This window comes from Chryseobacterium sp. POL2 (assembly GCF_011058315.1).
GTDB lineage: Bacteria > Bacteroidota > Bacteroidia > Flavobacteriales > Weeksellaceae > Soonwooa.
Window position 1 is genome coordinate 90,219 of the sequence record NZ_CP049298.1, and the last position, 19,118, is coordinate 109,336.

20 protein-coding genes are annotated in these 19,118 nt (G+C 36.3%); 16 read left to right on the forward strand and 4 right to left on the reverse strand.

The window, feature by feature from the left end:
• Positions 1-8: 8 nt before the first annotated feature.
• The 5 genes from G6R40_RS00420 to G6R40_RS00440 all read left to right on the forward strand — a co-directional run bounded on the left by G6R40_RS00420 (position 9) and on the right by G6R40_RS00440 (position 5,574).
• Complete coding sequence (locus G6R40_RS00420) at positions 9-731, forward strand: pyridoxine 5'-phosphate synthase (RefSeq protein ID WP_165130494.1); 723 nt, start codon at positions 9-11, stop codon at positions 729-731.
• 78 nt (positions 732-809) lie between these two features.
• Positions 810-1,589: an alpha/beta fold hydrolase gene (locus G6R40_RS00425; protein ID WP_165130495.1), complete on the forward strand. Its 780-nt coding sequence runs from the start codon at positions 810-812 to the stop codon at positions 1,587-1,589.
• A gap of 64 nt (positions 1,590-1,653) precedes the next feature.
• Positions 1,654-2,682 (forward strand): NAD-dependent epimerase/dehydratase family protein, encoded by a 1,029-nt coding sequence (locus tag G6R40_RS00430; protein WP_228455881.1) that lies wholly within the window; start codon positions 1,654-1,656, stop codon positions 2,680-2,682.
• A complete protein-coding gene (locus G6R40_RS00435; RefSeq protein ID WP_165130496.1) occupies positions 2,679-4,439 on the forward strand; it encodes an AMP-dependent synthetase/ligase in 1,761 nt (586 codons plus the stop codon). Before G6R40_RS00430 ends, G6R40_RS00435 begins: the two co-directional genes overlap by 4 nt.
• A 76-nt stretch (positions 4,440-4,515) precedes the next feature.
• A complete protein-coding gene (locus G6R40_RS00440) occupies positions 4,516-5,574 on the forward strand; it encodes a diphosphomevalonate/mevalonate 3,5-bisphosphate decarboxylase family protein (protein WP_165130497.1) in 1,059 nt (352 codons plus the stop codon).
• Positions 5,575-5,583: 9 nt separating this feature from the next.
• Here G6R40_RS00440 and G6R40_RS00445 read toward each other — a convergent pair whose 3' ends face one another.
• Positions 5,584-5,961, reverse strand: a complete 378-nt coding sequence (locus G6R40_RS00445; protein WP_165130498.1) for a DUF1634 domain-containing protein — start codon at positions 5,959-5,961, stop codon at positions 5,584-5,586.
• On the reverse strand, positions 5,958-6,788 hold the full coding sequence (locus G6R40_RS00450) for a sulfite exporter TauE/SafE family protein (RefSeq protein ID WP_165130499.1): 831 nt from the start codon (positions 6,786-6,788) through the stop codon (positions 5,958-5,960). The genes G6R40_RS00445 and G6R40_RS00450 overlap by 4 nt, the downstream gene beginning before the upstream one ends.
• 119 nt (positions 6,789-6,907) lie before the next feature.
• On the opposite strand from G6R40_RS00450, the gene G6R40_RS00455 reads away from it, so the two are divergent.
• Together G6R40_RS00455 and G6R40_RS00460 are read left to right on the forward strand one after the other, a co-directional pair.
• The gene (locus tag G6R40_RS00455; RefSeq protein WP_165130501.1) at positions 6,908-7,240 is read left to right on the forward strand and encodes a zinc ribbon domain-containing protein YjdM; all 333 of its coding nucleotides are present in this window, start codon (positions 6,908-6,910) and stop codon (positions 7,238-7,240) included.
• Positions 7,241-7,276: 36 nt separating this feature from the next.
• Entirely contained in the window at positions 7,277-8,386 is a 1,110-nt protein-coding gene (locus tag G6R40_RS00460) for a 5-(carboxyamino)imidazole ribonucleotide synthase (RefSeq protein ID WP_165130503.1), read from the forward strand.
• Between the two features lie 71 nt (positions 8,387-8,457).
• Here G6R40_RS00460 and G6R40_RS00465 read toward each other — a convergent pair whose 3' ends face one another.
• Complete coding sequence (locus G6R40_RS00465; protein WP_165130505.1) at positions 8,458-10,485, reverse strand: TonB-dependent receptor domain-containing protein; 2,028 nt, start codon at positions 10,483-10,485, stop codon at positions 8,458-8,460.
• A 68-nt stretch (positions 10,486-10,553) separates the two neighbouring features.
• Positions 10,554-10,913 (reverse strand): hypothetical protein, encoded by a 360-nt coding sequence (locus tag G6R40_RS00470; protein ID WP_165130507.1) that lies wholly within the window; start codon positions 10,911-10,913, stop codon positions 10,554-10,556.
• A gap of 272 nt (positions 10,914-11,185) precedes the next feature.
• On the opposite strand from G6R40_RS00470, the gene G6R40_RS00475 reads away from it, so the two are divergent.
• The 9 genes from G6R40_RS00475 to G6R40_RS00515 all read left to right on the forward strand — a co-directional run bounded on the left by G6R40_RS00475 (position 11,186) and on the right by G6R40_RS00515 (position 19,071).
• Positions 11,186-11,833 (forward strand): outer membrane beta-barrel protein, encoded by a 648-nt coding sequence (locus G6R40_RS00475; protein ID WP_165130509.1) that lies wholly within the window; start codon positions 11,186-11,188, stop codon positions 11,831-11,833.
• Positions 11,834-11,911: 78 nt separating this feature from the next.
• The gene (locus G6R40_RS00480; protein WP_165130511.1) at positions 11,912-12,343 is read left to right on the forward strand and encodes an RrF2 family transcriptional regulator; all 432 of its coding nucleotides are present in this window, start codon (positions 11,912-11,914) and stop codon (positions 12,341-12,343) included.
• Between the two features lie 146 nt (positions 12,344-12,489).
• Positions 12,490-13,527 (forward strand): copper-containing nitrite reductase, encoded by a 1,038-nt coding sequence (nirK, locus tag G6R40_RS00485; protein ID WP_165130513.1) that lies wholly within the window; start codon positions 12,490-12,492, stop codon positions 13,525-13,527.
• 176 nt (positions 13,528-13,703) lie between these two features.
• The gene (locus G6R40_RS00490; protein WP_228455882.1) at positions 13,704-14,408 is read left to right on the forward strand and encodes a formylglycine-generating enzyme family protein; all 705 of its coding nucleotides are present in this window, start codon (positions 13,704-13,706) and stop codon (positions 14,406-14,408) included.
• A 6-nt stretch (positions 14,409-14,414) separates the two neighbouring features.
• Positions 14,415-14,996 (forward strand): SCO family protein, encoded by a 582-nt coding sequence (locus G6R40_RS00495; RefSeq protein ID WP_185670495.1) that lies wholly within the window; start codon positions 14,415-14,417, stop codon positions 14,994-14,996.
• 33 nt (positions 14,997-15,029) lie between these two features.
• Entirely contained in the window at positions 15,030-15,434 is a 405-nt protein-coding gene (locus tag G6R40_RS00500) for a c-type cytochrome (RefSeq protein WP_165130526.1), read from the forward strand.
• Positions 15,435-15,563: 129 nt separating this feature from the next.
• Complete coding sequence (gene ric / locus G6R40_RS00505; RefSeq protein ID WP_165130528.1) at positions 15,564-16,289, forward strand: iron-sulfur cluster repair di-iron protein; 726 nt, start codon at positions 15,564-15,566, stop codon at positions 16,287-16,289.
• A 12-nt stretch (positions 16,290-16,301) separates the two neighbouring features.
• On the forward strand, positions 16,302-18,545 hold the full coding sequence (locus G6R40_RS00510) for a nitric-oxide reductase large subunit (RefSeq protein WP_165130530.1): 2,244 nt from the start codon (positions 16,302-16,304) through the stop codon (positions 18,543-18,545).
• A 73-nt stretch (positions 18,546-18,618) separates the two neighbouring features.
• Positions 18,619-19,071, forward strand: coding sequence for a hemerythrin domain-containing protein (locus tag G6R40_RS00515; protein ID WP_165130532.1), 453 nt, complete (start codon positions 18,619-18,621; stop codon positions 19,069-19,071).
• The last annotated feature ends 47 nt before the right edge of the window (positions 19,072-19,118 follow it).

The following is a 19,118-nucleotide window of genomic DNA, read 5'->3' on the forward strand; positions in this document are numbered from 1 at the left end:
AACTTAAAATGACAACAAAACTTAGTGTCAATATTAATAAAATAGCCACTTTGCGAAATGCTAGAGGGGGCGATGTGCCAAGTGTTACTCAAATTGCGGTGGATGCTCAAAAATTTGGCGCGCAAGGCATCACCATTCATCCACGTCCAGACGAAAGACACATCACGAGAAAAGATGTTTATGATCTAAAGCCTTTGGTGACGACAGAGTTTAATATCGAAGGTAATCCGCATCCAGACTTTATCAAAATGGTTTTGGACGTGAAGCCAGAACAAGTCACGCTAGTGCCCGATGCTGATGATGCTATAACTTCTAATGCTGGTTGGGACTGCAAAACGCATTTGGATAAGTTGACGGATATTGTTGCTCAGTTTAAAAATGCGGGCATCCGTACATCCATTTTTTTGGATCCAAATCCAGAAATGGTGGAATGGGCGGCCAAAACAGGAACCGAGCGTATCGAACTTTATACCGAAGCTTATGCAAAGCATTATCTAGAAAATAAAGAAGCTGCGATTAAAGATTATTACGAAACGGCTGTTAAAGCAACCGAATATAACTTGGGCATCAATGCTGGACATGATTTGAGTTTAGAAAATTTAAAATATTTTTCAGATAATATCCCGAATCTTTTAGAAGTCTCTATCGGTCATGCTTTGATTTCTGAAGCTTTGTATATGGGATTAGAAAACACGATACAAGCTTATCTGAAGCGTTTGGCGAAATGGTAAATTGTTAAGTTAGAAGTTAGAAGTTAGAAGTTGAAAATTCGGTTTTGAAATTCAGAATCAAAAATTTAAAATCAAAAAATGGAAATTTTACATTCAAAAATATATGGAGAAGACAAATCTGGAACGCCGCTTTTGGTATTGCATGGTTTGTTTGGGATGTTAGACAATTGGGGAAGTTTTGGAAAAGAATTTGGAGAGCTGATGCCAACACATTTGTTGGACCTTCGCAATCATGGACGCAGCTTCCATTCTCAGTCGATGACACACGATGATTTAGCGAATGATATTATGAATTACATGCAAGCGCATCATATCGAAAAAGTTTATCTGCTAGGGCATTCTTTAGGAGGAAAAGCCGTGATGCAATGTGCGATAAATTTCCCTGAAAAAGTTGAAAAATTGATTGTTGTTGATATTTCGCCAAAAGCTTATCCGCCACATCACCAAGGTATTATAAAAGCCTTACAAACGGTTGATTTTTCTAAAGTAGAATCGCGTCATGATGTAGAAGAAGTGTTGAAGCAGTATATTCCAGAAACTTTTGTTATTCAGTTTTTGATGAAAAATTTGTATTGGAATGATGACAAAAAATTGGATTGGCGTTTTAACCTACAGACTTTAGCAGATAACTATACAGAATTTGTTTCTAATGCTATTAAATTCGGTGTTTACAACGGACCAACATTATTTATTAAAGGGTCAAAATCCAATTATATTTTGCCTCAAGATGATTTTTTAATCAAGCAACAATTCCCGAACTCTAGTTTGGCGGAAATTGCCAATGCGGCACATTGGGTACAAGCGAATAATCCTGTGGATTTTGCAACAGCGGTTAAGACATTTTTGTTTGATAAATAAGAAATTTTAATTTAGAGTTTCAATGCGTATCTTTGTCGGGATTTGATTAATTAATAACAACAGATTGGAGGCACATCCACAAGATCAATTTATTTTAGTAACGGGAGCAACAGGCATTTTGGGGCGCGTTATTGTTTTGGAACTTCTGAAACAAGGTAGAAAAGTACGAGCTACAAAACGTCCTAATAGCGATACAAAAGACGTGTTAAACTCGTTTAAGTTTTACACAGAGCAGCCCGATTTTTATTTTAATCAAATTGAATGGATTGATACCGATTTTAATGATGTTTTTTCTTTAGAACAAAGTCTACAACAAGTTTCCGAAGTTTATCATTGTGCTGCAAAAGTCAGCTTTCATCCGAAAGATCGCGACAAAATGTACAAAACCAATATCGAAGGCACCAAAAATCTTTTGTATGCCACTCAAGATTCTTCGGTTGAGAAGTTTTGTTTTGTGAGTTCCATCGCAGTTTTGGATGGTTTTAATGAAGATGGTTTTCAGGACGAAACTTGCGATTATAACTCTAAGTTCGAGCATTCTTCTTATGCCAAGTCCAAGCATTTTTCTGAAATGGAAATTTGGCGTTCCGCGGCAGAAGGCCTTAATGTGGTGATTGTCAATCCAGGAATTATCATAGGTTCTGGAAACTGGAAATCGAGTAGTGGTGAGATGTTTGGACAATTGGCGAAATCAAATTTTTCTACAGAAGGTTCGTCGGCTTATATCGATGTTCGCGATGTTGCTAATATTGCCATTTGTCTGATGGATTCTAATGTTTTTAGTGAGAGATTTGCTTTGGTTTCAGAAAATGTTAAAAACGAAATTGTTGCAAATAAAGTACGGCACACCGTTGGAAAATCGTCCGTTAGCATTATTTCTAAATCGATTTTAAATATTGGAAAAGCGCTTAATTTTCTTTTAGGATGGCTTATACCAAGCCTTAAAATGGCCAATAAAGTCAACATAGAAGCCATAACTTCCGAATCCAAAATCAGCAACAAAAAAATTAAAAAACAATTGGATTATCAGTTTATTCCAGTCATGGAAAGCCTCGATTTCCATTTGAAAAATTATATACAAGATCAACGATGAATATTGCGAATTTCCTAATAACGAATGCACAAAACTATCCTTTAAAACAAGCGATTGGCTTCAAAAGTGGCGCCGGTTGGTCGCATATTACATGGCGGAAATTCAAAACGGTGGTTTTCAAAACCGCAAATGCTTTGAAGGAGGCTGGCATCCAGAAAGGAGATCGCGTGGCAATCTATTCCGACAACTCAGCGGAGTGGATTACGATGGATTTGGCAATTCTCGCCATAGGTGCGGTTACGGTACCAATCTATGCGACCAATACGAAGGATCAGGCAAAATACGTGGTTCAGGATAGTGGTGCCAAAATGATTTTAACGGGCAACAAAGAGCAATATGACAATGCTATTGCGATGTTGGAAGAATGTCCAAATTTGGAAAAAATCATTGTTACCAAAACCTACGAACGTCTTATCCATGAGCAGAGTTTTCATCTTCAGAAGTTTATATTAAAAGCCAGCGAGCAATTGGAAATCGAAGATATGGCAGAAGATGATATCGCAACCATTATCTACACATCGGGGACAACTGGCGTTCCGAAAGGAGTTGTGTTGATGCATTCTAATTTTGTGAAAGCTTTTGATGCCCATTTTGAATTTTTTAAATTTAAAAATTTCGAGGATGAACATTCGTTTGCATTTTTGCCATTAACACACGTTTTTGAAAGAAGCTGGACATTGCTATCCTTGTATGGTGGTGCTAAAGTTTCGTTTTTGACAAATACCAAAACGATTGCAGAAGAACTTCCGATTGTAAAACCAACGATGATGTGTTCTGTTCCTAGATTTTATCAGAAAATTTACATTAAAATTCAGGAAACCATCAAAAATTCTTCACCAGCCAAACAGAAGATTTTCAATTGGGCATTGGCTATTGGGGCAGAATATCACGAATTAAAACGATTAGAAAAGTCAATTCCATTGGGATTGTCTGTAAAATATAATGTTGCCAACAGCTTAGTTTTCAAAAAAATTAAAAACCAACTAGGTGGGAAACTTTGGTTTATGCCATGTGGCGGCGCTTCGATATCGCCTGAGATTGCTAAGTTTTTTGACGCGTTGGGCATTCATTTAACCATTGGCTACGGTTTGACAGAGACTACGGCAACTTTGGCGCTTTATCCATTAACCAACTTTGTTTATGGAACAACTGGACGTGCTTTGCCTGGTGTTCAACTTAAAATTGGGGACAATGAAGAAATTCTTGCAAAAGGTAATGGTATTATGAAAGGTTATTACAACCGTCCCGAAGAGACAGCAGCGGTTTTCACAGAAGATGGCTGGTTCCGCACGGGCGATTGCGGAACGATTGACAAAGATGGAAATCTAACAATTACAGACCGCATCAAGGATTTGATGAAGACATCCAACGGAAAATACATTTCGCCACAAGCTATCGAAAACCTTTTGACCAACGATGCTTTTGTACAGCAAGCAGTTCTTGTTGCGGAAGGACGCTCGTATGTAACCGCGATTATTGTTCCGAATTTTGAGACTTTGGATGACATGGCAAAACAGCAAAATATTACATGCTCGTCGCACGAAGAACTGATTGAAAATCCCAAAATCATTGAATTTTATAATTCAAAAATTAATGAGCTTCAAAAGGATTTGGCGGATTACGAAAAAATCAAAAAAATAACATTATTACCTCGAGATTTTCAAATGGATTTGGGAGAAATGACTCCTACTCTTAAAGTAAGACGAAAAGTCGTTTTGGAAAAATACAGCAAGCTTATCGAAAAAATGTATAACTAATTGTAGTTTGACTTTACGAAGTCGAAGCCACAATACAACGATAAGGAAAATCAATAATTAAAATAAAATAGAAAAAGTGGAAAGCCAATTTTTAGGAAATAAAGATTTTAAAATTACTAACCAAAACGTGACAGAATCTTGTCCTTCGAATATTGCGATTATTAAATATTGGGGAAAATATGAAAATCAAATTCCAGCTAATCCCAGCATTAGTTATACTTTGAATCATTGCAAAACCAATACTTCAATGGAGTTTGTGGCTGGCGAAGCTTTTTCTGTTCAGACTTTTTTATCAGGAAACGAAGAGAAAAAATTCGCTGAAAAAATAGAAAAATATTTTAAAAGTATTGAAGTTTATCTTCCGTGGATTCTTCAAGGAAAATACATTATTAAGACCGAAAATACATTTCCACACAGCTCGGGAATTGCAAGTTCTGCATCAGGTTTTGGTGCCATTGCAAAATGTTTGATGACTTTGGATGAAGTGTTTAATCCAGAAGCTTATTCATTAGAATTCAAAATCCAGAAAGCGTCTTTTTTAGCAAGATTAGGAAGCGGAAGTGCTTGTCGTAGCTTGTATAACGGACTAGTTGTTTGGGGAAAAACGCAGGAACTTGCGACGAGTTCTGATCTATTTGCAGTGGCATATCCGAATGAGGAAATTCATCCAATATTCAAAAATTTTAATGATTGGGTATTGTTGATTCATGAAGGTGAAAAAAGCGTATCCTCAACGGTTGGACATGGTTTGATGACTACCAATCCTTATGCAGAAAGACGTTTCCAAGAAGCGCACGAAAATTTTGAAAAACTGAAAAGTATTCTAGCAACTGGAGATTTGGAAGCGTTCATAAAATTAACAGAGCATGAGGCTTTAACGCTTCACGCGATGATGATGATGAGCGATCCTGCTTTCATTTTGATGAAAACGGGGACTTTAGAAGTCATTAATAGAATTTGGGATTTCCGTAGAATTACTGGTTTGCCGTTATTTTTTACCTTGGATGCAGGGGCAAATGTCCATTTGTTATTTCCGAACGATTTGCAACAAGACAAAATTGAAAATTTCATCAATCAAGATTTATTACAATTTACCCAAAAAGGTGGCGTTGTAAAAGATGTGATGCAGTTTTAATCCTAGTTTTTAATGGGAGTATCCACTTACAAAACTAATAATCATGATGCAGAGAACGATTGCCGAAATAATAACGTAAGTGTAATCTTTCTCTTTCAAGTAACCGATTAGCGCAAAAATAATTCGCATCAACGGTGTAAGAATTAAAATTAATATTCCGAGTTGGATAATGCCAATTCCTTCAAAATTGGTTAAAGATGTCCAAAAAGTTTGCCATACATGATCTGTTGGCGTGCTAAGATCTTTATAATTTTCAGGCATTTTGAAGCCTTCCAGATACAATTTTATAAAACCAATTAATGACGTTATAACTGACAAAATAACCCCAAGACGGAGCAGATTGCCAACAGAACGATTAAGGTCGATGTCTGTAAATTCTTTTTTCATTTAAAATTATTAGTTACACCGTTATACATCATATATATTGACAAAATTGTAATGACAATCGCGAAAAAAGTTTTCAGTTTTTTAGTTTTAGAAACCATCAAAGTTTTAGAACCAATAAAACTTCCTACAACAACGCCAATAAGAACAGGCGCTACAATTACAGGAATAATTTCCCCACGTTGAAAAAAGATTAAAGCACCGGCTACAGCCGTTACGCCAATCATAAAATTACTCGTCGTGGTAGAAACTTTGAAGGGCAATCTCATCATATTATCCATGGCTAAAACCTTCAACGCGCCAGAGCCAATTCCTAAAAGTCCAGACATAGCACCTGCGAACATCATCATAAAAAATCCTGGAATTGTATGTCGGGCCGAATATTTTTTAATAACGCCTTTATCAGGAAAAGTGCCATAAAGTTTTAGTTTGTGTTCTAGACTGCCTTCGATAAGTGGTTCCTGATGGTCGGGCTTTCCTTTAAGATTTAGAATAACTGTTAAAATCAAAATACTTGCGAAGATGATTCCTATGGTATTGGGATTTAACATTCCTGATACCAAAGCTCCCAAAATAGCGCCCGCGGTTGTGGCAATTTCTAAGAACATCCCAATCCGCATATTTGTAAAACCTTCTTTTACAAAAGCTACGGCTGCACCAGAAGATGTTCCGATGACTGATATCAAAGAAGCGCCAATCGCATAATGCATAGGTACGCCGAAACCTAATGTTAAAAGCGGGATAATAATGACGCCGCCGCCTAATCCTGTTAACGATCCCAAAAGTCCTGCTGCGACCGCGCCTAAGAATAAAATGATGATTTCCGTCATGCCACAAATATAATTCTAATGCTTTGTTTTTACAAGATAATCGGGATTTTTCTCAGGGAAACTTTAGGTTCTTGTTTTTCTTCGGTATATTTGGGCTACAAATTTTAAAATTCTAAAAAATGAGCGATACACATATTTGCCCAAAATGTCAGTCGGAGTACACTTATGAAAACGGAAATCTTATGACTTGTTCACAATGTTTCCACGAATGGGATCCCGCAGAAATTGATATGGAAAGCAAAATTCTCGATGCCAATGGAAACGAATTACAAAATGGAGACTCTGTCGTTGTTGTAAAAGATCTTCCCGTAAAAGGTGCTCCAAAACCTGTGAAAGCAGGAACTAAAGTGAAAAATATTCGCCTTAATCCAGATAGCGATCATAATATCGATTGCAAAATTGATGGTTTCGGATCCATGGCTTTGAAGTCAGAATTTGTCAAAAAAGCTTAAGAATTCTTTTAAATCAAATAAAAAGTAAAAAGTAAAATGAAAATCGGAATTCTTGGAGGCGGACAACTGGGACGTATGTTTATACAAAATGCTTTGAAATATGACGACGAATTTTATACAATAGATCCCTCTGCTGATGCGCCTTGCCACAATATTTCTTATTTCACGAAAGCTAGTTTTAATGACTATCAATCGGTTTTGGATTTCGGAAAAGATAAAGATGTTGTCACCATAGAGATAGAACATGTTAATGCGCTTGCTCTGGAAGAATTGGAAAAACAAGGTGTAAAAGTGGTTCCTAATTCTCAAATTATTAAAACCATTCAGCAGAAAATTCTTCAAAAAGAATTTTACAAAATACATGACATTCCATCGCCAGATTTCGAAATTATGGATGGCACTTCCGATGAAATAAAAATGCCTTTTCCTTTCGTGCAAAAGCTTAACACAGGAGGCTATGATGGCAAAGGGGTTCAGCTGATCAAAGATGCTAACGATTTGGCAAAGCTTTGGGTGGAAGATTCTGTTTTAGAAAAATTGGTCGATATTGATAAAGAATTATCAGTAATTGTGGCTAAAAATGAGAATGGTGAAACCAAAACTTTTCCCGTAACAGAAATGGTTGCCGATCCAAAATTGAATTTGCTGGATTTTAATATTTGTCCAACCAACATTAGCGACGATGTAGCAAGGCAGATAGAAGCGATTACTGAAAAATTCTTAGCAGTTGTCGATTCGCCAGGACTTTTCGCCATCGAGTTATTTTTGGACACGGAAGGCAAAGTTTGGGTTAACGAAACCGCGCCAAGACTTCATAATTCGGGACATCAAAGTCAAGAAGGAAATGCCAATTCTCAGTTTGAGCAGATGTACCGCGTGGTGACCAATGCGCCTTTGGCAGATACCGACACGTTTGGTTTTTCGGGCATGTTAAACCTTGTCGGTGCAGAAAATTTTTCAGGAAAAGTCATTTATGAAGGTTTGGAAAATGTTCTCAAAATGCCGAAAACTTATGTTCACCTTTATGGAAAAACGGAAACAAAACCTGGACGAAAAATGGGACATATCAATGTTTTGGCGGATTCTCGTGAAGAATTGTTGGAAAAACTGATTCAGATTAAAACAATGATTAGGGTAAAAGCTTAGATAAAATTCTAAATCATAAAATAATAAAAACGAGTTCAAAAAATGTTTGAACTCGTTTTTTATTTGTAAGCTTAAAAGTTGAGGAAAACACCCAAATTAAAACTTCGGCCGCGTTCTAAAATCCGTTGTTGCGTATTGTCGCTCAAAGTTCTTGAAAGATGTTCCGCATAAGCGCGATTAAACAAATTGCTAACTTCAAACTGGAATTGAATGTTTGAATTTAATTTAAAATTCGAATACCAATCAAACACCGAAAAATCTTTGGTTTTCAGTTCTCCAAACTCTGGATGAATGCGGTTTTGTTTTCCAGAAAATCGATAATTTAATCCTAAAATAAGTTTCGAATATTGCGCTTCCAGATTCCATTTTATATTAATCGGAGCAATTTCTGCCAATGGCGTTTTCTTTTCTAAATCTTCTGCATAAGTGTATGCCACCGCCAAATCGGTTTTATAATTCGGTAAAAATTGCCAATGTGCTCTCGATTCAAAACCTGTTTTCATGGCTTTTTTAATATTCTGAATTTGTCGTACCGTCGGATTTTGCATAGATCCAGTTATCAAGTCACTTCTAAGAACGCCGCCAATATAATTTTGCATCAAAGCATAAAAAACGTCCGCTTGAAAATGAAAATTATCGGTATGAAACGTATAAATAATGTCCGCCTGATTATTAGTTTCGGGTTTTATATGCGGATTTCCTACCACTTCATAACTGTCGTTTCCCACCGCAAAACGATTGATAAAACGCTCTGTTAAACTTCCACTGCGTTGTCCACGTCCCACCCAAATGGCAAAATCCGAATGCGAGGCCAATTGCTTTTGAAAACCTAAACTAAAACTATGATTAATCTGCTCGCTATCAGCTTTTCCGTACAGTCTTTCAAATAATTTGGACAAATCTTCGGCGTTTGCAGTATTGTAATCCATTCGGTAAGAAGCGGTCAATTTGCTATTTCCAAAGCTTTTAGTAAACTCATTAAACCAACCTAATTGATTGATATGTGAATCTTGCCAACTGCTTCCATCGCGTGGCATCATTGGCATTTTCGAGGTCATAGAAAGACTTTTTGCCTCTTCATGTTTAACATCAAGACCAGAAAAAAGTTGCCAAGTCGATTTTTTCCAAAAGCTTTCTATACGTCCGCCATAAGTTTTAGAAGAAACATTGCTCACCATATTTCGGTTGGGCGATCCCATGGAATGGTCAACATTTGTGAGGTAGGCAGCGTAAGAAATTTCTTTTAAAACCGAATTTCTAAAATTTGTTTTGTGTTGCAATTGCGCCATCCAAGTTTTGTCATAAATAAGATCCATTTTTAAAGCCGCAAATTCTACATTTCTTCCTTGATTGGTTGTTACATTCAGGCTCGTAACATTATTTTCATTCCATTGATATTGCACTTTTGTCCCCACAGAATAGCGTTTGAAGGCTGCTCGAACTTCGTCGCCGTTGCCATCTTTGTATCTGTCGCCATCGTTGTAACTGGCGAAAATATCAAGATTGAATTTCTTTGAAGTTAATTGACTTAACCATTCATTTTTAAAAATGCTACCATTGCTGTCGTAACTGCTAGAAAAACGGTTTCTAAGTTTTAAACTGTCGTTGAACTTTGGCTTTTCTGATACAAAATTAATGGTGCCGCCCACAGCAGGACCAAAACGAAATTGATAAGGTCCTTTGTAAATGTTCGCTTCTTTTACGGTATTCATATTAATCTGCGAAATAGAAGGATCCATGCGGCTCGGACAAGCGTTGATGGCGTAGGTGGAACCATCTGTTACGATATTGAGTTGCTCGTATTTGAAACCACGCAAAACGGGATCTGTGCCGAAGTTTCCAGCTTTTTTAACTCCTGAAAATTCTGGAAGCGTTTTTAGGAAATTTCCCGCATCGTGATCCAAAAGTTGGTTGGAACTTACCTTGATTTGTTTAGAATTTTGATGGTTTTTTGATGTGAATTTTGTGAGTTTTACGACTTCAATATTTTGTATTTGAAGGCTGTCATTTTGTTGTGCATGAAGAAAATTAAGGCCAGCAATACTGCAAAAAAGACCTAGGCTAATCTTCGGAAAAGCTTTTATAATTGTATGAGACATGATTAATTTATTAATAATTAAACGGAACTTGATATATGAAACCAAGCTTAATAAATCTTAGAAAAAGTCTATACAGTTGGCGGTTCTTCCGCGATTTCAAAAGATGGAGAAATATAAATTTGGTTTTGGAAAATATTTACATCACGATTTTGTAAAGTGAAAGAAACTTTTTCTTCAAAATTGATGATTTTTGGACTAATAAAACTGTAATCGAAACAAATTTTCAGAAGTTGAGAATTGGCAATATTGGGATTTTCGGTTTGTGACATTTGACATTTTCCATGACAATCGAGCTCTGGTTGGTCTTTGTTCTCACAATGCAATTCGTAGAAATCTTGGTTAACGGCATAATCCAACTGTAGCAATGCAGATTGGCTGCTGCAAAGCAAAATTAAGCTAGAATATAGTATGGAAAACCAAAGTTTCATAGCCCAAATGTAGCCTCTATTCTCAATAATTTCAATATGACTTTTATCTTACATTATTAAATATAGAATTGTGATTTGTTGAATACTAAATATAAAAAACTGGATATTAGTGTGTTATGTTATTACTTTAAGATGTTTTATTCAAAATATTGAAATTTTAATAGCACATTTTATTCAGGCTGAAATTTATCATATTAAAATAAAATACCTTTTAGTCTTTTATTATTTAGATTTACATGTTTTTAAAATTTAATCATTAAAAATTCAAAATCATGAAACGTATCATTCTCTTATCAGGTTTTTTGTGTTTCGGAATGACAAGTGCCCAAGTTCCGCAAGGGACTCAGTTTATTTCTGGACAAATAGGCTTTTCAAACACCAAAGATCATTCTAAAAACAGCAGCATGGAATCCTACAAGTTTTTGCCGACTTATGGATATTTTTTTGCGCCCAATTGGGCAGTTGTGCTGAGTGCAGGTTATAAGCAGGACATCGACAAATCGCAATCTCAGAATGCAACATTGGATGTTCTTAGTTTAGAAAACAAAACTTCGGCTTTCGTTGTGACACCTTCTCTTAGAAAATTTTGGGTTCTGGATTCTAAATTCAGTTTGTTTTGTCAATTAGATTTTCCTTTAGAATTTGGAAATGTAAAACACACAACAATTTCTAACAATGGAGTAGGTGATGCACAAAGCAAAAATTCGTATTCTAGTTTTGGTGTAAGCATAAAACCCGGAATTGATTATTTTTTGAGTCCACGTTGGAAAATTGCGGCAAGTATCGGTGAAATTGGATATTTCAATACGAATTATAAAGAGAGCGATGCTAGTAAAAATCGTTTCAATATGGAAGCTAATTTGGCCAATATCCAATTGGGAGTGAAGTATATTATTCCCGCAAAAAATAAAGCTGATTAAAGTCATATCCAAATAAAAGAGTTTTTTATCTTTTATTGGAGAATTAGATTTAACTTTGTCATAGAAAAAAGAAAGAATATGTTTTCCAAAACTTGTGAATACGCTTTGAGAGCCTTAATCTACATCACTCAGCAGACGAAAGATGGCGGAAGAATTGGTATTAAGGATATTGCAAGCGGAATAGATTCTCCTGAATATTTTATCGCAAAAATATTGCAGGATCTCAGCAGAAAAGGTTTCGTACAATCTGCAAAAGGACCAACAGGCGGTTTTTATTTAGATAGTATTAGTCTTAACCGTTCTTTAGCAGAAATTGTAAAAGAAATGGATGGCGACAAAATTTTTACAGGTTGCGCCTTAGGATTGAAAGAATGTTCAGAATCGCATCCTTGTCCAGTTCATAATGAGTTTAGGCATATCAGAAATAATTTGCAAAATATGCTGAATGAAATGAAAATTGGAGATTTTGTTAGCCAATTAGAAGCTCAGAAAATATTTTTAAGAAGATAGAGAGAAATCTATTTTTCACATAAAAAAAGATAAAAATATATTATAGTATTTAATTAAATAAATTAAAGTTCAGTTATTCTTTATTAGTCTTAATTCAAATAAATAAAATAAAAATTACAACCGTTCACTATTAAATGTAAACCATCATGAAAAAGTACATTTTCCCCTTAGCCATTTTACTTGCAGGACTTTCGATTAATGCATGTAAAGAAAATACATCAGGAGCAGCTTCGAAATCTGCTGATACAGAAAATATCGCAGTTGCAGGAGAAGCAGAAGAAGCAAAATTGACAGAAGCTCCCAACGTTCCTGCTCCCATCGGAGATCGTGCTGCCAAAAAACTCATCGTTCGTCTTGAAACTATTGAGAAAACAGGAGAGTTAGCGGACGGAACGCAATACAATTTCTGGACATTCGGTGGTTCGGTTCCAGGAAGTTTTATCCGTGCAAGAGTAGGTGACGAAATTGAATTTCACCTTAAAAATAATGAAAACTCAGTTTTCCCTCATAATATCGACCTTCATGCGGTAAATGGTCCTGGAGGTGGTGCAGAAGCTACTTTCGTGGCACCCGGAAAAGAAGCGGTGTTTAATTTTAAAGCTTTAAATCCTGGATTGTATGTGTACCATTGTGCCACTGCACCAGTTGGAATGCACATCGCCAACGGAATGTATGGTTTGATTTTAATTGAACCTGAAGGAGGTCTTCCAAAAGTGGATAAAGAATTCTACATTATGCAAGGTGATTTCTATACCAAAGGAAAATTTGGAGACAAAGGATTGCAAGAATTTGATATGGATAAAGCCATTGCAGAACATCCAGATTATGTAGTGTTCAACGGACATACAGGTGCTTTGCTAGGTAAAGGAGAATTGGAAGCCAAAGTAGGCGAAACAGTAAGATTCTTTGTAGGAAACGGTGGTCCAAACATGACGTCTTCTTTCCACTTAATCGGGGAAATTTTCGATAGAGTATATGTTGAAGGTGGAAGCTTAATTAATGAAAACGTGCAAACTACTGTAATTCCTCCTGGAGGCGCTGCCATTGCAGAGTTTAAAGCAACTGTTCCTGGTGAATATGTGATTGTTGACCACGCTATTTTCAGAGCTTTCAACAAAGGCGCTTTGGGTAAAATTAAAATTACTGGGCCAGACAACCATAAGGTTTTTAAATCAAATAAATAGCTCCATAGTAATAGTTTTTTAAACTTTTGATAACCATTGAGTGGTTCACTTTTAAAATGAAAAATTGGATTTACATAGTATTTGTTTTGTTATTGTTTTCTTGCGGAGAGTCGTCTAAATCTTCACAACAAAAGCAAGAGCAGCCTAAGTTGGCATTCATTTCCAGCCATAAAAAAATGCAAAAAATTGACGGCGGTTACTACAAAGCATTTGTTGGAAAAGAAAACGATAGCCTAACCTACGTGAAATCCTTTTATCTGGACGAAACAGCCATAACTAACAATGAATACTTAGAATTTTTAAAAGCGAATCCTCAATGGGTCAAAAGTAAAATTATTAAACTCTATGCAGACAGCACATATCTCCATCATTGGAAAGGGGATTATGAGTTGCCAGCCGATGTAAGTCCCGATGCACCAGTTACCAATGTTTCTTGGTACGCCGCAAAAGCTTACGCCGAAAGTGTCGGAAAACGATTACCAACAGTGGATGAATGGGAATATGCAGCCAGAGCCAGTGAAAATCTAAAAGATGCAACCGAAGATCCTGATTTTACAGTGAAGATTTTGAATCTCTATCAACAAAAATTGTGGTATAAAAAACCTGTAAAACAGCACGCACCAAACGCTTGGGGAATTTACGATATGTACGGAACCATTTGGGAATGGACAGAAGATTTCAGCTCGGTGATGATTACAGGAGAATCCCGAAAAGACAATGCCGCCAACGAAACTTTGTTTTGTGCAGGTGCGTCGGTAACGTCATCGGATCTTAGGAATTATGCAGCCTTTGTTCGCTTTGCAATGCGAGGAAGTATGCAAGCCAATTATACGGTTAACAACCTCGGATTCCGTTGTGCAAAAGATAATATTGAAAAGTAAGAAATCATGAAAAATATATTTAAAACCATCGCAATAGCTTGTATTTCAGTCCTTATTTTGGGAAGCTGCAGCAAGCAAAAAACTGAAAACTTAGATCCCAATTCTATTTTCAATTTAAGTTCAAAATGGGAGCAACCCGATGGAACAAAAATTCAACTGGAAGATTTGAAGGGTAAAGTTCTTACAATGGTCATGGTTTACACCTCTTGCAAAACGGCATGTCCGAAATTAACCTTAGACATGAAACAAATTGAAGCCAAGGTAGCTCACAAAAATCCAGATGATTTGCGCTATGTTTTTATTTCTATTGATCCAGAACATGATACACCAGAAAAAATGCAAGAGTTTTTGAAAACTTATAAGCTAGACGGAAAACAATGGCTTTTCTTACGAAGCAGCGAAGCCAATACCCGCGAACTTGCCAACGTGTTGGCGATGAAATACAAACAAATTTCACCAATGGACTTTTCGCACTCCAATATCATCAGCGTTTACTCAAAAGATGGACTTTTGGTTCATCAAAAAGAAGGTCTTAATATCGACATCGATAATACAGTAAATGCCATTAAAAAAGAATTGAATAATTAAAATTAAATAGTAACATATAATAACAAAAACATCATGAAAAAGTTAATCTTAACAGGAATGCTAGCATCTTTAGTTATTGTGTCTTGTTCAAAAAAAGAAGCTACTGCAGAAGTACCCCAACAAGAATCTAACGTTATGTTAGAAGAACCAACTGAAAAAGCAGAAGCTGCTGTAGCAATGTCACCAGAAGAAGAAGGTAAACAATTGGTAGAAGGTACAGACTGTATGTCTTGTCATAAAATTGATGCCCAATTGGTAGGTCCTTCTTACCATGATGTCGCAGCTAAATATACTGAAGCCGACATCGATATGTTAGCCAATAAAATTATTGAAGGAGGAAAAGGAAATTGGGGGGAAATCCCAATGACTCCTCACACAGGATTAAGTCCAGAAAACGCAAAATTGATGGTGAAATATATTCTATCACAAAAAAAATAATTAACTTAGCTGTTCTAGAACTTGTTTTTTAGGTTAACATACTCCAACTATGTTTATTTTTTAAGATCTAGAGCAGCTTTTTTCGCTTAAAAAATTTTACAACAATAAAGGATAAAAAAGTATTTTATTATGAACACAAAAACAGATTTAATAGGGGATATGGTTGCTGAAGATTTTAGAACAGCAGCTGTTTTTAAAAAGTATGGTATCGATTTTTGTTGCAAAGGTGGCAGAACCATCGAAGAAGCTTGTGAGAAAAAAGATTTAGACCAAAATAAAATTTATGCTGAATTGGAAAGCCTTCCAAAAGCAGGCGCTTCTGGCATCGATTTTAAATCTTGGCCTTTGGATTTATTAGCGGATTATGTGGAAAAAACACACCACCGTTATGTAGAGGAAAAAACACCCATTATTCAACAGTTTTTAGACAAACTTTGTAAAGTACACGGTGGAAGACACCCAGAATTGTTCGAAATAACCAATCTTTTCAATGCTTCTGCACAAGATTTAGCAGCGCATTTAAAGAAAGAAGAAATGATTTTGTTCCCTTTCATTAGAAAAATGGTAAATGCAAAAATTTCTGGTCAAGCTATTGAACAACCTCATTTCGGAACGGTAGAAAATCCTGTAGAAATGATGAAACACGAGCACACAGTAGAAGGAGAAAGATTAGAAAAAATTGCAACATTAACGGATGGCTATACACCTCCAGCAGATGCTTGTAATACTTATCGTGTCACTTTTGCTATGCTTCAAGATTTTGAAAACGACTTGCATACGCATATTCATTTAGAAAATAATATTCTTTTTCCAAAATCTATAGAACTTGAAAAACAGTTTTCAGTAGCTAACTAAAAAATAAAAACTATGACACCTAAAAAACTATGGGGCTGGTTAGCATTTGTCATCATTGCTTCCTTTGCCGTGCTTATCTTCTATGGCGTTGATATTTACCGAAAAGTACCGCCAGTACCAGAAAAAGTGGTTACCACAGACGGAACATTACTCTACACAGGTCAAGATGTTAAAGATGGTCAAAATGTCTGGCAATCTATTGGTGGACAAACTGTTGGTAGTATCTGGGGACACGGGGCTTATATCGCTCCCGACTGGAACGCCGATTATCTTCACCGCGAATCCTTGCTTCTTCTTGATGAATTGGCTCTTAAAGACGGAAAAGTTTACAAAGACCTTCCCGATGAGGAGCAAGTGAAGTATCAACACTTACTTAAAAAAGAGCTTCGCACCAATACTTTAGACGAAACTACGAATACCATTACGTTCTCACCAGAACGTGCTAAAGTTCAAGCAAAATTAGCAGATTATTATACCAAGCTTTTCATGGATGTGGCTTCCATGGCTGAACTTCGTGATAATTATGCGATTCCGAAAAATACCGTGAAAGACAAGGAAAGAATGGACAAAATGAACGCCTTCTTCTCTTGGACCACTTGGGTGTGTATCACCAATCGTCCTAACGATGATGTGTCCTACACTAACAACTGGCCACACGATCCAACGGTAGGGAATATTCCTTCTAGTTCATTGCATTTATGGTCTGGTTTCAGTGTTTTAATGCTTTTGGTGGGTGTTGGCGCTTTGGTTTTCTATCATGCTAAAAACAGAGAAGAAGAAATATCTGAAGCACTTCCTTTGGAAGATCCAATGAGGAATATGAAGCCTACGCCTTCCATGCGTGCTACTTTAAAATATATTTGGGTAGTTGCTTTATTGATTCTTGTTCAAATGTTGGCGGGCGTTGTAACAGCGCATTATGGTGTGGAAGGAAGCGCATTTTATGGACTCCCTTTGGATGAAATCTTACCGCAACAAGTTTCCCGAAGCTGGCACGTTCAGTTGGCTATTTTCTGGATTGCAACTTCTTGGCTGGCAACAGGATTGTACATTGCACCTGCAGTTTCTGGCTACGAACCAAAATATCAAAAATTAGGTGTCAATATTCTATTCGGAGCGTTGTTAATTGTTGTTTTTGGATCATTAACGGGACAATGGTTTGGTGTGATGCAAAAATTAGGATATGTAGATAATTTCCTTTGGGGGCATGCAGGATATGAGTATATTGAACTGGGTAGAGTTTGGCAAATTTTATTGCTTGTTGGATTAGTTCTTTGGTTGATTTTAATGCTGAGAGCTTTGATGCCAGCGTTAAAACGCAAAGATGAAAACCGTCACATGCTTACCTTATTCGTAATTGCTTCTGTTGCTATTGCAGTATTCTACGCATCTGGATTAATGTACGGAAGACAAACGCACTTAGCCATTGCTGAATATTGGAGATGGTGGGTGGTTCACCTTTGGGTAGAAGGTTTCTTCGAGGTTTTTGCGACCGTTGTAGCAGCGTTCTTATTCACAAGATTAGGTTTATTAAGAATTAAATCGGCAACAGTTTCGGTATTATTCTCCACCATTATTTTCCTTGCAGGAGGTATTTTAGGAACGTTCCACCATTTGTATTTCAGTGCTACACCAACAGCGGTTTTAGCTTTGGGAGCTACTTTCAGTGCATTAGAAATTGTTCCTTTGGTATTAATTGGTTACGAAGCTTATCATAACTATCAAATTTCAAAATCTACAAAATGGATTAAAGCTTACAAATGGCCAATCTATTGTTTCATCGCGATGTGTTTTTGGAACTTCTTAGGGGCAGGAATCTTCGGATTTGCCATTAACCCACCCATTGCATTGTATTATATTCAAGGCTTAAATACCACTGCAGTTCACGGTCACGCCGCATTATTTGGAGTGTACGGAATTCTAGGAATTGGTTTAATGCTTTTCATCTTGAGAGGGTTGTACCCAGATAGAGAATGGAATGATAAATTAATTGGATGGGCATTTTGGCTAACAAATATCGGATTGTTTGTGATGACTACCATTAGTATTCTCCCAATCGGAATTATGCAGGCGGTAGCTTCTATTCAAGAAGGATATTGGTATGCACGTTCCGCAGAATTTATGCAAACCGAAATCATGCATTTCCTAAGATGGATGCGTGTTCCAGGAGATATTTTACTGGCCTTGGGTGAATTATTACTCGTAATTTTCATCATCGGATTAAAATTCGGTTGGTCAAATAAAGAAAAAAGATAATTTAAATTTAATTTGTTACCCCATCGTTTTTTAGGAAATGATGGGGTTTTTAATTCTATAAAATTTAAAAAAAATGAAAAGAAACGAAAACATCGTTGAGCTGTCTCGCGATCATCATTTTGGATTGCTTTGTTCATGGAAAATCCGCCAAGGCTTAAAGAAAAATATTGATGCAGAACGTATAAAAAAATATATAGACTATTTTTGGAATTACCATTTAAAAGAACATTTCCGTGAGGAAGAAGAAATCCTTTTTCCTTATTTAAAAGACGAAATGTCGGAGCGTATTGCCCAAGAACATTTGGAAATTAAAAATTGGGTTCAGAAAATTGTCAACGAAAATGAAGTTTCCAATTTTGAAAATCTCGCTGAGGTTTTAGAAAAGCATATCCGTTTCGAAGAACGAGAATGGTTTCCGCATTTGGAGAAAAACCTCAATGAAAATCAACTTTCAGAAATTGGAAAAGCTTTACAAGAAATTCATTCCCAGGAAAAAGATGATTATCAGGACGAATTTTGGAAGTAAATTTTATTTTTTGATAGTTCAATTGTTATAGGTTGGTGATTAATTAG

Excerpts from the sequence above, each read along its gene's own strand:
- G6R40_RS00465 (WP_165130505.1), bottom strand. The coding sequence starts at position 10,485 with ATGTCTCATACAATTATAAAAGCTTTTCCGAAGATTAGCCTAGGTCTT.
- G6R40_RS00455 (WP_165130501.1), top strand. The coding sequence starts at position 6,908 with ATGAGCGATACACATATTTGCCCAAAATGTCAGTCGGAGTACACTTAT.
- G6R40_RS00425 (WP_165130495.1), top strand. The coding sequence starts at position 810 with ATGGAAATTTTACATTCAAAAATATATGGAGAAGACAAATCTGGAACG.
- G6R40_RS00470 (WP_165130507.1), bottom strand. The coding sequence starts at position 10,913 with ATGAAACTTTGGTTTTCCATACTATATTCTAGCTTAATTTTGCTTTGC.
- G6R40_RS00500 (WP_165130526.1), top strand. The coding sequence starts at position 15,030 with ATGAAAAAGTTAATCTTAACAGGAATGCTAGCATCTTTAGTTATTGTG.
- G6R40_RS00490 (WP_228455882.1), top strand. The coding sequence starts at position 13,704 with ATGCAAAAAATTGACGGCGGTTACTACAAAGCATTTGTTGGAAAAGAA.
- G6R40_RS00445 (WP_165130498.1), bottom strand. The coding sequence starts at position 5,961 with ATGAAAAAAGAATTTACAGACATCGACCTTAATCGTTCTGTTGGCAAT.
- ric (WP_165130528.1), top strand. The coding sequence starts at position 15,564 with ATGAACACAAAAACAGATTTAATAGGGGATATGGTTGCTGAAGATTTT.
- G6R40_RS00510 (WP_165130530.1), top strand. The coding sequence starts at position 16,302 with ATGACACCTAAAAAACTATGGGGCTGGTTAGCATTTGTCATCATTGCT.
- G6R40_RS00435 (WP_165130496.1), top strand. The coding sequence starts at position 2,679 with ATGAATATTGCGAATTTCCTAATAACGAATGCACAAAACTATCCTTTA.
- G6R40_RS00420 (WP_165130494.1), top strand. The coding sequence starts at position 9 with ATGACAACAAAACTTAGTGTCAATATTAATAAAATAGCCACTTTGCGA.
- G6R40_RS00460 (WP_165130503.1), top strand. The coding sequence starts at position 7,277 with ATGAAAATCGGAATTCTTGGAGGCGGACAACTGGGACGTATGTTTATA.
- nirK (WP_165130513.1), top strand. The coding sequence starts at position 12,490 with ATGAAAAAGTACATTTTCCCCTTAGCCATTTTACTTGCAGGACTTTCG.
- G6R40_RS00495 (WP_185670495.1), top strand. The coding sequence starts at position 14,415 with ATGAAAAATATATTTAAAACCATCGCAATAGCTTGTATTTCAGTCCTT.
- G6R40_RS00475 (WP_165130509.1), top strand. The coding sequence starts at position 11,186 with ATGAAACGTATCATTCTCTTATCAGGTTTTTTGTGTTTCGGAATGACA.
- G6R40_RS00480 (WP_165130511.1), top strand. The coding sequence starts at position 11,912 with ATGTTTTCCAAAACTTGTGAATACGCTTTGAGAGCCTTAATCTACATC.
- G6R40_RS00515 (WP_165130532.1), top strand. The coding sequence starts at position 18,619 with ATGAAAAGAAACGAAAACATCGTTGAGCTGTCTCGCGATCATCATTTT.
- G6R40_RS00450 (WP_165130499.1), bottom strand. The coding sequence starts at position 6,788 with ATGACGGAAATCATCATTTTATTCTTAGGCGCGGTCGCAGCAGGACTT.